This window comes from Chengkuizengella axinellae (genome assembly GCF_030730905.1).
Lineage (GTDB): Bacteria > Bacillota > Bacilli > Paenibacillales > KCTC-33759 > Chengkuizengella > Chengkuizengella axinellae.
In genome coordinates, this window is record NZ_JAVAMP010000008.1 from 17,264 (window position 1) to 31,762 (window position 14,499).

A 14,499-nucleotide genomic window follows, 5' to 3' on the forward strand; every position below is an offset into this window, starting at 1 on the left:
TATTATTCCTCCCCTTTCCGCTCATTAATTGCACTATGAACATAATCAAGAGCGGGTTCCTTTATTTTAATGAGATAATTTTTCAATCCCAATGTTTGAACCAATAAAGTTTCCGTGAAATCCAATAGATCTTCAAATTCCTGTAATACATCTGTGTTTTCTGCATAAATCACTTCTCTGGATTTATTGAAAATCATCATGACTTCCCGTGTCCATAATCCAGCCAACAATTTTGGGTATTGAACATCAAATACTCTTTCTTCTTTCCCTTTTGTAAATAATTTCATATAGCATTCAATTGTCATTTCTTCAAATCGGTCTGCTAATTTTCTTAATATCATGTGATTACCTTTAAAAGAAAATAGTGTTTTCATTTTTGGCCATTCTTCGATTTGATCGACCTTATATCTGCTTATTTTTAAAAATACTAAATTTATGGATTCTATAACAGTAAGATCAGTGTCTCTAAAAATCTCCTCATAATTCAACTTTAATTTGTTTATATAATTCATTGTAATGGCTTCAAGAATCTCGTCCTTTGATTTAAAGTGATGATAAAATCCACCTTTTGAACTTCCTACTAATTCAATAATTTCTGATACGGTTGTTTTTTCATACCCTTTTTCCGCAAATAAATCATAAGCCGTACTTATAATCTTTTGTTTTAAGTCCATTTAGAAGTCTCCTTTTACAGACCGACGGTCGGTTTGTAACCTTATCTTACTCTAATTTTTAAAATAAGTCAAAAAACCAAAAAAATTTTGATCACAGTTAAGGGAAATGTTGTAAAATAAGAATAGAGAACTAAAATAGTCAATCATTACAAGGAGGAGTCAACCTATGGCAGATTCTTTAAGTTTAGATAATACGTTAGTTTCTAATTTAGGTATTGAAATTGTAGAATTATCCGATGAAAAAATTGTGGCCACAATGCCTGTTGATGAAAGAACACAACAACCTTTTGGGATATTGCATGGAGGTGCATCCGTTGCATTAGCTGAAACAGTAGCGAGTATAGGAACATTTTTTTTAATTGATCAAGAAAATGAAAATGCAGTTGGCCTAGAAATTAATGCAAACCATTTACGTGCTGTGAGGAGTGGGAAAGTAAAAGCAATTGGAACTACCTATCATCGTGGTAGAAATACCATGGTGTGGGATATCAAAATAGTAGATGAGGAAGAAAAATTAGTATGCATTTCAAGATGTACAATGGCAGTTATAAAAAGAAAAAAATAATGTCAAGTAAAAGAAAAAATCCAGTGCCTTCTTTAAGATGGCTCTGGATTTTCAATCATTATTTTAAATTCTTTACAAATATGATTTCCAATGGTTCATTTTCTAGCAATAAACTACCGCTATCTTTATAGTTCAACTTTCTATAAAAATGTTGGGCCTCTTCATTTGCCTGGGTTGAAGTCATAACCAGATTATAATTACTTTTTTTCATTTCTTTCTCCCAGAATTCAACTAATTCTTTTCCTATTCCTTGGCCTCTACATGATTCATCTATCCATAACATATTCATAAAAGGTGTGTTATCCCAAAAGTAGTTATATCTAAGCCAGCCTATTGTTTTATTGTTTTCCATTGCTACAATGATTTCATTCGATTTTATTTTTCTAAGCAACATTTCATGTTCTACATGTTTGTCCTTTGTTTTTACATATTCGTAATTATTTTTATTTGCAAATTGAATTGTAATATTCATCATTATTATTCTCCTCTTTAATTCATATTTAAAAAATAGTTTATAGTAATATTACATGGAGGAGAACGAGAACGTGCTCTATGTTAATTTCCATAAAAAATGAAAAATAATATCATAATCATTACTCCTTTTTTGGGTAATTTTAAACAACTTGGTTATTCATTAAATCTTCCCATCAAAATGGTGTTATAGTATTTACCATCTGAAAGCTTCTTGTCATTTTTCAATATACCTTCAGTTTCAAAACCATAACTTTTGTACAGTTGAATCGCTTTATTGTTTTTTTCTAAAACATTCAAAGTTATTTTCTTAATACCAATGGAATCGGCCCAGCCTATAGATTCTTTTAATAGATTTTTCCCAATCCCATAACCCCAATAATCCTTCAATACACATACCCCAAATTCCACTTTATGAGAAAATCGATTTAAATAAGTTCCTTCGCACCTTGAAAATCCGACAATCTTATCATCAACCTCAGCAACTAAGAATAAGTTTCTTTGTTTCTCCAGATCTGTTTTTATGATTTGTTCAAATCCTGATATATCTATGAACCCTTCCCCTTTTTCTCTGTCCATATTCTCCGTCTCTCCATCAATTTGCAATCTAACTTGAGACAAATCTTTTGCATCTTCTTTCACTGCACATCTAATCGTATAATTCAGTCCAGTTACATCAAATTGTTTTTTATTTATTAACATCATATACTCCGTTCATTTTTCTTAGTCAGTTTCATTTCATCTCTGTAAGTTACATCATTCGTTTTAACGATGTTAAACGATTTTTAACGCTACGTATTAAATGTTCATGATATGAGTTCCAAGGTCTATCATGGATGATAGAGAGTCTTCTTATCCCAACAAATAATGCCCACAGTTCAATTTCAAGCTCTTCTTCATAAGATAAATTCACTATTTCTTTATACCCTTCCTTCAAATTTTTAAACTTTGTAGGGTCGTCTCCATCATGTATTTTAAAATGACCTAGATCATATAAAGGACTGCCGCCCATTATCTCTCCAAAATCAATGATTCCAGTATATTTACCTTTATCCTGATAAATATGAGCGAAATCAAAGTCTCCATGTGTTAAATGTGCACCAACCCTTTTCATAGTTGTTAATCCAGTTATTAAAAAGTTTTTAATCGCATGTTTTTCATCAACATCAAAATTGTAATCTGAGATATTAAATAAGTCATTTTCTAAATGGCTATTATAAAATTCTTCAAAAGTTTTTTTCTCACCAACTAAGTTTAACCATCTTTGCCTATCAATCCACCCAAACCCTTCTACTTTAACTTGATTAATGAGTGCTAATTGTTTCCCAGCTTCAAATAAAACTTGATTTAGTTGATCAGGATAAGAAGAATCAATTAAACTACTTCCAACAATTTCTTCAACAATCATAATAGATAACCCAATTAATTTGTTTTTTTGTTCAAAGTGAACAATTTTAGGGACTAGGATTCCTTTACTACGCAATGTTTGATGTACTTTGACTTCAGCAGCAAAACTTACATTTTGTTCGGGGAGAATGCGAAGATAATAAACTTTGTTTTTAACACGAATGCGATAAACATAAGTAGAAATACCACTTGTTACTATTGTTAGTTCAACTGACTCATTTAGTTGTTCTTCAGCTAACTTTTTGACGATCTCCATTTTTGGAGCAAGTTTTGTTATCAAATTCAATCTCCTTACACATTTTCTCGAAAGTTAAGTAATACAGGACAAACACTCAGTCACAAATTTACTTTAACTTATAAATCATAAGAATATAATGGGTTTTTTCAATTAAACAATATGTGACTGGTTTGTATGTCCTGTGAAATGCTTCTACATCTTATCCAGTGCAAATCATAATCACATGACTATCTGGATCAGCAATATTAAAACAAGAAAAATCATCAAAATAAACAATATCTGATTGAATTGAATAATTTAATTTCTTTACAAACAAATACGATTCTTGAATGTCATTTGTATGCAGGTTGAATAAAGGGTACATACTAGGATGTATTTCTTTAAGTTCATCCTCAGGACCAGCATCTAAAGTTAATCCGGTTACTCCCTCTATATTTAGGTTATAAACTGGCAAGGAAATTTGTTCCTCATTAAACTCTTGGTCAAGTAATTGGCAATACCATTTCACTGACCTTACTAAATCAGTAACATGAATAAACACAGTGCTCATTTGATTATGAATTGGACTTTTCATCATATTCACTCCATTTCTTTTTAACAATCAACTATATAAACGAAAAAAATGGAGAGAATTATACTTTTAATTTAAAAAAATAATAAAAATAAATCAAAATATTAGATTTATCATTTTAAGTCAAAAATATCAATAAATATGGTAGAAATATATTGCATTTAATTGAACATCTAGTTCTTTTGCAGCTGCGTTCATCAAATCCCATGAAAAACAATAAAATTTCCAATGTGTAATTTTGTCTTCTTCAAATTCTATGTAATGAATATTATTTAAGTAGGAACCATCTTCTTTTAATTCATATTCTGCCACTACTGGCATACCCCAAAGCATTTTATATTCAGCAAAAATTTGGCCTTGCTGTAACACAACTTCATGCCAATCTTTAAGAGAGTTCTTCTCTGTTTCGCCTTTACCAAATTCGATCCCTGCATGTGTAATTTCTGTTACCACATGATCATCTAATAGAGTTGCAATAAGTTTAGGATCTTTTTTAGAAAATCCTTCTAAAAGAAGTTTCATTGATTTGTTATAGTGAATAATAGATTCACTGCTCGATTTCATTTTTTCTTTTTTATGATCATTTTGTTGAATTTCTTGCAATAACTTCCTAGCTCGATTTACATTTGCATAAACAGCACCTTGATTCGTCCCAATAATCTCTGCGGCTTCACTAGCTTTAAATAAGAATACGTCTACTAAAATAAGACTTACAAATTGTTTAGGTGACAACACTCTCAATATAAAATCTAAGTTCTCCAATCTATGATATACAGGATCAATGGATGAATCTTGTATCCAATCAATTTCATAGCCTTCATTCATGGTCATTTTTTTCTTTCGGTATTGATCTATCCAATGATTTGTAGCAACTCTGAATAAATAAGACTTTATATTCATTTGTTGATGTACTTTAGGTAGCATGGAAAGAGACTTTAATAATGTTTCCTGCACTAGATCCTCCGCATCCCAAGGAGATCCCGTAAGTTTATAACAATACTTCCAGAGCGCAGATCTAAAAGGTTCAATTTCCTTCTTAAATTCGCCCTCAATTTTTTTAACTTTTTCACTGAATGCACGCAACGAATTAACTTCTTTCATATAAAATCACCTTCACAGAAATATCGTCCTAACATCTTATCTGATCATATCAATTTTGAATGCAACCGAAATGGTTTCCTTAATTATCCATGCATTTTATATTATCATAAAATAAACACATAAAAACCAACAAAGATGAAAAAGAGATATTTAAAAATTCAAATTCTGATAGTCTGAACAAGTATGATATAACGATTTGAGCATCTTAATGCCCATAAAATTCCAACATAGATTTCATGTAATGATGGTAACTATCATTGGAAAACTTATAAACTTGATGTTTACCATTCGGGGTTAATTGAATGTATTCTTGAAATTCACCTTCTGTATAGTTAGCAATAGCTTTTCTCCAAGATTGCATGTCTGAGAGTTTTAGATTGGTTGTATGAAATTCCCAATTTCCATGAAAACAATCAAATAGTTGAACTGCTGCCCTTTCTATAATCATATTTGCATGAAAAAGTGGAGACAAATAAAGCCCATGAAGTATATAGTCATTCTCTCCACATTTGTATGGACTAGATTCTATGACAGCAAAACCTGCGATTATAGAATCTACAGTAATCATATATGGATGCAAATGATCTTGGTTATCGCCAAAGAGGTCAGTTAATGAATTTTCTGTATTAGTTGATCGTTTAAATTTAGAAGTGACTTCTTGGAACGGAAACTTCTCAGTTGAACCATAAGCAAGCGGAAGAGTTTGATTTTCCAACTGTGAAAGGTTTATCCACGACTGAATGCTCTTTATTTCTTCCGTTATCACTGATTTTATTTCTACTTTCATTTTCCTCACCTAATTCCATATGTTTTGTGCATTTATAGTCAATCTAAGTTAAGACTTTTCAAACGCTCCTCCGTTGAATATTTTGTAAAATTGAAGGATTGCCAAGAGGTTTCTTTTTCAGATAATTCATTTTTTCTGTTTAATAAAACTTCCCTGATTTCTAATTCGTTGTCATCTGGATTTTTCTCAAATATATCAATTAAGGCTTTTATCCCAGGATCTGATTGGCTCATGTAATAAACGTCTATTATTCCAGTTTGCTCAAACCTCTTTATGTTTTCATTGACAATGATTTGATCAATATTCATTACATTTAAAACGGTGTAGTACAGCAATGCAGAAATAAAATAAAAGTGTCTTAAGGTTAATCTGTCAATCCAAACCTTAACTAAAGTATAAGCAAAAACAATACCAAGAAAGATCATAAAGGAATGAGGTAAAATCCTTAACAATGTATATCCATAAAACTCTTCATACAAATTCATACGAAGAAAAGCTGAAACAAGCATGATACCACTCGCAATGATGAGAATGGACAATAAAATCTGTATAAATTGTTTCATTCTTTTAGAGTCAACCTTCGTAAAAGCCAGAACGCCACTTAATACCGATAAATTGATTAATGATACGAGTAACAATTCAAAAAATCCACGTCGTGCATATTCAGCATAAGTATATCCGGAGTGAAGACTATCACTAAAGAAATACTGAAATTGTACAGACACAAACAATACATACACAATATCTAAAACTACCAAAAATGTTGCAATAATGATACTGTCCAATGTAAGCAACTTTTTCTCTTCAGTTGAAGGAGTGGATGGTTCATTAGATTTAGATTTTCTAAGACTTCCGATAAAGCCAAAAACGACTAAGGAATATACGATCACAACAAAGGTACGTAAAATCCATTCTGTCATAGGAACATTTATCATCAGATTAGGTAAAGTATTTATTAAATGACTAAACCTCTGATCAGCCGATGACAATAAGCTGATGACGATCACTAATACAGGGGACGAAATCAATAAACCCAATCCTATTTTTTTAAACATCTGAATCTTGCCTTCATCCATATTGGTCAACATAGAATTCTTTCCTACTTTGAAAAATTGACCCAGGAATGAAAAAGAATCAGCAATACTTTTAAATATTAAATATAAAAAACTAATACGATACCATTGTATTTTATTTTCGTTTGTAATGAGTACGATGTGAATGATCATTAAACATGGAATGACAATCCCATTCACCACGTAAAAGAATGGACTTGAGAATAGTAAATAACTTAAGGCCAATAACCAAATACAGATTAAGATTAGGAACCCTAAACGATGATTGGTTAGAGAAAATTTACGAAAACGCCAATAGTATAACCAATAAAATGCAACAACATAAAGGATGTAGGACACTCCTACTGTCCCATGAAAAAAACTAAGTTCAAATAATACACCTAAAAGTAAACATGCAACCAGCAATCTTATATCAGACCTTGGTATTTGTGAACTCATAAAACGCGACCTCCATTTTGAAATAAAAATATGTAGATATTCTATGTATATAGTTAAAAAAATTACACCGACTTCTTTTTCCCCCACCTAAAACCCAAATAACTAATCGGATAGAGAAGAACTGTAGATGTGATGCAAAGCCATATAAATGATCTTGTAAGTAAGGGTTCGAACCAATCATATGGAATGATTTTAAATAAAACTAAAATCAACAGCATTAAATTAGGAATAATAGCAACGGTGAACGTTTTCTTCATTAATTTTTCCCCATTTGCTCCAAAACCCTTTCCAATTTCGTATCCAAGCAAGCCCCAAAAGAACATGTATAAAAACATGAGTAAGGTTGGTATTGAAGTTAGATAACGCCAAAGTTCAGTAAACCACTGCAATCCGAGTGTAAAATGCAATAAAGTCAGCAACCCACCAAAGAAAAAGAACAATAGATTTACAAAAAGAAAATAAAGTAGTGTTTTATTTTGTGAAACAGACAACTCTTCTTGCCAGATTCTAGCTACGCCTTTTGGCGTTCCTAATCGGTGCGTAATATAAAACATCCATTCTTGTTCTGTCTCAATATTTACATCACATTCATTCACTAGTTCTGAAATATGCTGGTCATAATCAAGTAGAATTTCTTCTTTCTCTGAATGTTTGTTTAATTCATCCCTTAATTGCTCCAAGTATTGTTCTTTTACTTTATGATATGTCATGTCTTGTTCTCTCTTAATACTTTATTCATTACACTGACAAATTTCTGCCATTCTGAAGTTTTTTCCGTTAACATCTCCCTGCCTGCTTCAGTAATTTTATAATACTTGCGAGCGGGTCCCTTTTCTTGCTCTTGCCAATAACACTCGATATATGCTTGTTTCTCCAGTTTATGCAGAGCTGGGTAAAGTGTGCCTTCCTTCACTTGCAGCAGCTGTTCACTTCGTCTCCCAAATTCTTTCGAAAGTTCATACCCATACATATCTCTTTCATTTAACAGCTGTAAAACAACTAATGAGGTGCTCCCCTTCACTAACTCTCTGTTGAACATTTTCATCACCTACCTAGAAATCTTATGTATGTAGAATATCATAGCATCAAACTTATTTCAATCCCTTATCACTATATGCTCAGTATTTGAAGGCATATCATTTAACCTGCTTTTTATAAACTCTGGGCGAATATCCATACTTTTCACTTGATTCAAAGGAATCCATTGGAACATAAAAGCTTTGTTCTCTTCATCAAAAAAAGGTTCGTTTCCTTTTTCAGGGTATAGTGAATCTGAAAAAGTCCCGTTATAAATAAAACAAATTTCATGGAAATTCTGCTCATTGTATGTGAAAAAGTTTTCTACAATCCAGATCATACGATCTATTTCCACTTCTTTTCCTAGTTCCTCATTTAGTTCTCTTTCTAAGGCTTCTTCTCCCGTTTCCATCATACTAACACGTCCACCTGGTATAAACCAATGATCTTCATTTTTCGCTTTTGTTAGTAAAATATGATCTGATTCAATACATACAGCTGCTGCCCTAAAATTGAATTTGTTCATTTGATTGGTGAAAACGATGTCCATAACAGATCCCCTTTTGTCATTCGTTTCTAACTAACAATAATTCAAGAGTAATGACCCCTATCCAAATTTCATTGTGTTTTTTTCTAATATAATTTAAGTAAAGTGTGAATACTCTTCGTCAAACTCTTCGGCAGATTTAAAATCTAATCCTGTTAGACCTCCAGCATTCCATGTTGTAAGACGGAGCGTGATTAATTTATAATCGATAGAAATAAAAGGATGATGATTCATTTCCTCAGCAATTTGAGCTGCTCGATTTACAAATTCAATCCCATCTAGATATTTAGAAAAGCGATACTTTTTCACAATCCATTTTTGATCTTCCCGTTTCCATCCTGTTAATGTAGTTAAGTTTTTTTCTATTTCCTCATCCACCAATTTTTGATTCATAGAAAATCCTCCTTTTGAATAACAAGAGTATTATAACAATCTTAGAATATCATTTTATGAGAATTTCTTCCATAAAAAAAGCCTTTCGATGAAGGCTCTTTCTAATTAATTACATTTTCCCTAATTTTCTTGCAAATTTCTTTTCATGTTCATACTTTGGTTTTAAATTATATTTTCTTCCGTATGATCGGCCATATCGAACTACTTTTTCAATCGTTCGTTTATCTCTAAAAAAGACTCTAGGATCGGGTTTTGTGTTCACTTCTAGGATCCATGGATACATTTTCCGATCTAACCCGATATCTACCCCTATTTCTTTCAAATTCGGATATGATTTTTGAAGCTGCTTCGCTGTCTCAAGACTTATAGTATGAAGCATCTCTAAAAAACGAGTTTTATCTGCGTTTGTAAAGAAATGATTTAACATTGTATCAAAATCAACAGTAACTCCTCCACTATTTACATTAGTTACTATTTTATTTGCGCCAGAAATTCTAGCAGCTAATCCTGTAACTTCCCATTCTTTTTTCAAATTTTCCTGCACCATGATTCGAAGGTCCATTAATCTATCTTGATATTTACACAAATAAATTCCTTTTTGAATGATATATTCTTTTTTGGATGTAACACTTTGTATAGAATTAAATAATCCATCATAGGTTACAAAGTATTTTTTATTTAATATTTTTTGTAATTTGTATTGTTTGCTATTCTTTTTTTTCAGTTTATTAATTTTCATGATGCCCACTCCACCTCCACCAATGGAAGGTTTAATGTACACCATTTTATGTTTTTTCAGCATATTCTGAAGTGCTTCATAATCTAACTTTTTTGTTTCAGGAATGAATTTATTAATCTTTCTGTTTTGCTGCAATAGAACAGTCTTCTCCCATTTATCAGGAATTACACTTTGTTTTGGCATTACGTTCACCTCCATGTTTGCTCCATTGGATCGATAGTCTATTTTATGTCTGCTAAAGCAACATGGTATAGACGGATTGACCAGTAAATTCGTATAAATTTTCATTAATACATGATGAACAACAAATAAATACTGCTCCTCGTTCAGTGTTCAATCTTTTTTAATATGGATAGATCGTCAAGATAACATTGCAACAATTCCAAAAATCTATCGATATCCTTATAACAGATATCTCCCATATTAGCAATTCTAAATGTGTTATAATGATTTAATTTCCCTGGATAAATCATGATGTTATTTTTATAGAAATAATCATGCATATGATCAAACTTGTAATGCGGGTTGTCAGGCTCTATAATCGCAGTGATGATTTTTGAGTGGTTATCATCATCTACTAGATAAGATAACCCCATTTGCTTGATCCCACGAATTAAACATCCCCAGGATTTGGTATACCTATCATATCTTGCAGTGATTCCTTCTTCTTTTAATTCATTTATCGCCTGCTCTAAGGCATACATGGTTTGAACAGGAGGAGTAAAACGCATTTGTTTTGTTTCAGAAAAGTATTTGTATTGTTCATATAGATTTAAATAATAATTCCTTTTTCTCATACTTTTTAATTGTTTTAGTTTATTTACATTTGATACTACAAACGAAATGCCAGCAGTGCCTTGTAAGTTTTTGTTTGAGCTTGCAGCTAAATAACTTATATTCATTTCTTTCATTTGAATTGGTATAGCTGCGTATGAACTCATCCCGTCCACAAATAGTTCTATATTATGTTTTGAGCAAATCCTGCCAATCGCCCCAACATCATTCAGTAAACCTGTTGTTGTTTCATGATGAACAAGAGCTAGATGAGAAATTCGTCTATCAGAGGTTTGTATTGCATGTTCTAATCGATTTAAATCTATGGATTCATAAGGAACACTTTGAAATTCCTTTATATCCACTCCGTATATATTGGCTATATCACACATTCGTTTACCATATGCTCCATTATTTATGATTAACAAGTAATCTTCATCAGATATAACTGAGCTTAAAATCGCTTCAACCGCTGCTGTACCAGAACCACTAAATAATACGGTTGTATATTCATCATGATTGCCTACAAATTCAGTTAGTTCTCTTGCAATCTTAGCCATTAAATCACCAAATTCTGCTTCCCTCGGGCAAATGTCTGGTACTACTTGAGACCATTTTACACTGTTCGTTGTTGTAGCAGGACCTGGATTCAATAATATATTTCTTTTTAATATTTTCAAAGAATCATTCACTCCCCTCATTGATGAATCGCTTTAACCTCTCATGAACTTCAAATGGTTTTATAGTAGGACGTCCTAACTTTTGTTTTGAACCTTTGGAGATTTTCAAATGTAAAAAGGTTAAACTTTTTTCCTTTTTCCAATGAATAATCGCTGCTTGCAGTTCACTTAAATTATGAATAAACAAGGAATTTGCATAACCACAACTAGCTGCAATGTTATTGAAATCAATGTTTTGAGATACTGTACTTTGTCCTCCAGTGGAATCATAAGTATGATTGTCTAATAAAATGTGAAGCATATTTGAAGGTTGGTAATAACCGATAGTAGCCATACTACCTAATCTCATCAACAATGAACCGTCACCATCAATAACAACAATATTTTGATTAAGTTGAGAAATTGCTAACCCAAGACCAAAAGAACTAATACACCCCATTGACCCTACCATATATAAATTGTTGTCTGCATCCTCAATTTCATATAATTCTCTTCCTGTTTTACCAGTAGTAGCTAATTGAATCGTATGGGAATCCTTCATCTCGTTAATGACTTTCAAAGCTTCAAACCGAGTAGGAAGTTGATTCGTCCATTTCTTTTCAACTATGTTTTGATTTACATTAGTAGAAAGCGTCTCCTTTATTAATTTTTCATCACTGAAAGTACCTTTTTTTACAATAAAGAAAAATGAACGTTTATCCTCTATGTGGTTATTAGCAACCTTAATTTGTTCCAGCGCTTTCTCTATCTCCGTCGATAAATATTGCCATTCTACCTCCATTAAATCCAACATTTTCATCGTAATCTGTCCCATTAATTCATGTTGCGGCTCATCTCTTATTCCTTCCTCCCCTCTTAAACTTACAAAACCAAGGATCGGGATCTGGAACGGATAAACCAATGATGTTAAAGGTGATACTGCGTTAGTTAAGCCAGAATTTTGCATTAACACAACTGGTTTTTCACCCCCGACTGAAACCCCCGAGGCTATTGCAACGGCATCACCTTCATTTGTGGCCGCAATATATTCACACTCGTTCATTGCATAATTAATTAAACTTTTTAAAAATGAGCATGGAACACCAATATATTGATTGAAATTTAAGTTTTTTAATTCATCACCAAACCTTTTCGTTTGAATCAAAATATATCACCTTTCCTTCCGCATTATAAAACAAAGCTTCATTAAAAATGCGTTATGAAGTATAAAATGCCCGTACTAAAAATTAGTAGGGCTCAGATTCTTTTAAATTCAACTTTTTTTGTATCTTTTAATTCGATGATACATCTTTTTATCTTTCAATTTTTTAAAATGTGATAGGGCTGGTTTTAAGTTTGCTTCAAGTATCCAAACATGGCCTTCTTGATCTAAAGCAATGTCGAATCCAAATATTCTATTTTTTTTGTAATATTTTGCTAGATGATTTGCGGTTAATAAGGAAACTCTATCTATTTTAGCCAATAAGGATTTATATGATTTCTCATTGATAGTAGCATGTTCAATCGCATCTGATGGTTGCATTACCCTGCCCTTACTTCTCGTTATATTAGATACAATAAATCCCTCTCCAGCAATTTTTGTTACCTTTCCAGTGACAACCCATTCCTTAGATTTCGATTTCCTTTGCGCCATAACTCGAAAATCGAAGGGTGATTCATCGATAGTTGGTCTGTTGATGCTTTGTTGTATAATATAATGATCCATGGTGTTTTTTAAAAAACGATCTGTTTTCTTTTTTCCTTTTTTTGTAACGATCTTATTTTCATGATGAATTTTATATTGATTATCTCCTAATGAAGAAACTAAAAAAACATCCCGCCCCCTACTTCCACTTGAAGGTTTTATAATGACATGTTCATATTTCTCAAGCATATGCCATAAATTATTTTTATCCATCATCCGAGTTTCAGGAAGGTATGGAATTAATGCTTCTTTTTTCATCATAATCTTGTATTTTGCCCATTTATGGCTGGCTATTTTCCCCAGTGTGATCACCCCCTTTTTTAAAGCTATCTAATTTATTTCTTAATAATCTGTTGTGTTTTACTTTTTGTAGGAAGATATTTTTTTTCAGCTAAATGAAGCTCATCAGTATTTTGAAGTCTAAATACCTCTTCTAAAGCAGCTACTAAATTTTCTGCGCGAACAATACTTTCATCACGATATATCATTTCAGATATATGTTTAATGGCATCGATACAAGCTCTTAAATTATGATTGGCCCAAATCACAAGATTAGCACCGACTTTTTCAAACTCAGCTGTTGGTGTAGTATAATATTTTGTTGGAACTAGAACAATCGGCAATCTATTTGCCCATTCTTGCATAAAGGATGTAATTTCATCGAAATTTGATTTTTTACTGTGTATTAATACCGCATCAGCTCCAGCTTGACGATAAGCCTCTGCACGTTTTAATGCCTCCTCCAAACCCCAACCCGTGATAAACGCTTCTACTCTAGCTACAACAATGAAGTCTTCATCTATTTGGGAGTCCTTCATCGCTTTTATTTTGCCAGAAAACTCATCTATATCTGCAAGAGGCTGTACTGCAGCATTGATAAATGAATTTGTTTTTGGAAAAAGTTTATCTTCTATGCAAACACCAGCAATGTGGCGTTGTTCTAATTTTTTAACTAATCGTCTTGCATTGTTGAAATTACCAAACCCTGTATCCCCATCAAACAATATCGGAATGGAAGTAGCATCACTCATAAACTCTAAATTGTCTAATACCTGTGTCCAAGAAGCCTCGTTATTATCACGAACTCCCATGGATGCAGAGATCGACAATCCACTTCCCCAGATTCCTTTAAACCCTGTTTCTTCTACAATCGTTGCTGATAAACCGTTATGTGCCTCCATAATAAAATCTAGATCTTTAGAAGTGAGTATTTGTTTTAATTGTGTTGTTTTTTTCATAAAGTTCCCCTCTCACTTTAAACACGTATAATCATTACTGAAGATATTGAGATATTGATATATCATATGCGAACTTTTATTTTTGGGGACGTTTTATGTAAA

General features: G+C 32.1%; 18 protein-coding genes. 1 reads left to right on the plus strand and 17 read right to left on the minus strand.

Annotated features, from left to right (window positions below; all coding sequences use genetic code 11):
- Positions 1-2: 2 nt before the first annotated feature.
- The gene (locus tag Q5Y73_RS15130) at positions 3-674 is read right to left on the minus strand and encodes a TetR/AcrR family transcriptional regulator (RefSeq protein ID WP_305992752.1); all 672 of its coding nucleotides are present in this window, start codon (positions 672-674) and stop codon (positions 3-5) included.
- Between the two features lie 166 nt (positions 675-840).
- Here Q5Y73_RS15130 and Q5Y73_RS15135 point away from each other — a divergent pair, with 166 nt between their 5' ends.
- Positions 841-1,239: a hotdog fold thioesterase gene (locus tag Q5Y73_RS15135; protein ID WP_305992753.1), complete on the plus strand. Its 399-nt coding sequence runs from the start codon at positions 841-843 to the stop codon at positions 1,237-1,239.
- A gap of 58 nt (positions 1,240-1,297) precedes the next feature.
- Here Q5Y73_RS15135 and Q5Y73_RS15140 read toward each other — a convergent pair whose 3' ends face one another.
- The 16 genes from Q5Y73_RS15140 to aepX all read right to left on the minus strand — a co-directional run bounded on the left by Q5Y73_RS15140 (position 1,298) and on the right by aepX (position 14,397).
- A complete protein-coding gene (locus Q5Y73_RS15140) occupies positions 1,298-1,705 on the minus strand; it encodes a GNAT family N-acetyltransferase (RefSeq protein WP_305992927.1) in 408 nt (135 codons plus the stop codon).
- A 161-nt stretch (positions 1,706-1,866) separates the two neighbouring features.
- The gene (locus Q5Y73_RS15145; protein ID WP_305992754.1) at positions 1,867-2,412 is read right to left on the minus strand and encodes a GNAT family N-acetyltransferase; all 546 of its coding nucleotides are present in this window, start codon (positions 2,410-2,412) and stop codon (positions 1,867-1,869) included.
- A 49-nt stretch (positions 2,413-2,461) separates the two neighbouring features.
- A complete protein-coding gene (locus Q5Y73_RS15150) occupies positions 2,462-3,397 on the minus strand; it encodes an aminoglycoside phosphotransferase family protein (protein WP_305992755.1) in 936 nt (311 codons plus the stop codon).
- Positions 3,398-3,554: 157 nt separating this feature from the next.
- Entirely contained in the window at positions 3,555-3,929 is a 375-nt protein-coding gene (locus Q5Y73_RS15155; RefSeq protein ID WP_305992756.1) for a VOC family protein, read from the minus strand.
- 129 nt (positions 3,930-4,058) lie between these two features.
- A complete protein-coding gene (locus Q5Y73_RS15160; RefSeq protein ID WP_305992757.1) occupies positions 4,059-5,027 on the minus strand; it encodes an RNA polymerase sigma factor in 969 nt (322 codons plus the stop codon).
- A gap of 205 nt (positions 5,028-5,232) precedes the next feature.
- Positions 5,233-5,814, minus strand: a complete 582-nt coding sequence (locus Q5Y73_RS15165) for a hypothetical protein (protein ID WP_305992758.1) — start codon at positions 5,812-5,814, stop codon at positions 5,233-5,235.
- Positions 5,815-5,852: 38 nt separating this feature from the next.
- Positions 5,853-7,325, minus strand: a complete 1,473-nt coding sequence (locus Q5Y73_RS15170; RefSeq protein WP_305992759.1) for a DUF4153 domain-containing protein — start codon at positions 7,323-7,325, stop codon at positions 5,853-5,855.
- A gap of 62 nt (positions 7,326-7,387) precedes the next feature.
- Positions 7,388-8,035: an HAAS signaling domain-containing protein gene (locus Q5Y73_RS15175; protein ID WP_305992760.1), complete on the minus strand. Its 648-nt coding sequence runs from the start codon at positions 8,033-8,035 to the stop codon at positions 7,388-7,390.
- Positions 8,032-8,364 carry a PadR family transcriptional regulator gene (locus tag Q5Y73_RS15180; RefSeq protein WP_305992761.1) on the minus strand — a complete coding sequence of 111 codons (333 nt, stop codon included), beginning with the start codon at positions 8,362-8,364 and terminating at the stop codon, positions 8,032-8,034. The genes Q5Y73_RS15175 and Q5Y73_RS15180 overlap by 4 nt, the downstream gene beginning before the upstream one ends.
- Before the next feature lie 57 nt (positions 8,365-8,421).
- Entirely contained in the window at positions 8,422-8,892 is a 471-nt protein-coding gene (locus Q5Y73_RS15185; RefSeq protein WP_305992762.1) for an NUDIX hydrolase, read from the minus strand.
- A 93-nt stretch (positions 8,893-8,985) separates the two neighbouring features.
- Positions 8,986-9,282: a 4a-hydroxytetrahydrobiopterin dehydratase gene (locus tag Q5Y73_RS15190; protein ID WP_305992763.1), complete on the minus strand. Its 297-nt coding sequence runs from the start codon at positions 9,280-9,282 to the stop codon at positions 8,986-8,988.
- A gap of 109 nt (positions 9,283-9,391) precedes the next feature.
- On the minus strand, positions 9,392-10,204 hold the full coding sequence (locus Q5Y73_RS15195) for a YheC/YheD family protein (protein ID WP_305992764.1): 813 nt from the start codon (positions 10,202-10,204) through the stop codon (positions 9,392-9,394).
- Positions 10,205-10,347: 143 nt separating this feature from the next.
- Positions 10,348-11,475: a 2-aminoethylphosphonate aminotransferase gene (locus Q5Y73_RS15200; RefSeq protein WP_305992765.1), complete on the minus strand. Its 1,128-nt coding sequence runs from the start codon at positions 11,473-11,475 to the stop codon at positions 10,348-10,350.
- Positions 11,476-11,479: 4 nt separating this feature from the next.
- Positions 11,480-12,619 (minus strand): phosphonopyruvate decarboxylase, encoded by a 1,140-nt coding sequence (gene aepY / locus Q5Y73_RS15205; RefSeq protein WP_305992766.1) that lies wholly within the window; start codon positions 12,617-12,619, stop codon positions 11,480-11,482.
- A 108-nt stretch (positions 12,620-12,727) separates the two neighbouring features.
- Positions 12,728-13,471 (minus strand): YheC/YheD family protein, encoded by a 744-nt coding sequence (locus tag Q5Y73_RS15210; RefSeq protein WP_305992767.1) that lies wholly within the window; start codon positions 13,469-13,471, stop codon positions 12,728-12,730.
- 23 nt (positions 13,472-13,494) lie between these two features.
- Positions 13,495-14,397 (minus strand): phosphoenolpyruvate mutase, encoded by a 903-nt coding sequence (aepX, locus tag Q5Y73_RS15215; RefSeq protein WP_305992768.1) that lies wholly within the window; start codon positions 14,395-14,397, stop codon positions 13,495-13,497.
- Between the last annotated feature and the right edge of the window lie 102 nt (positions 14,398-14,499).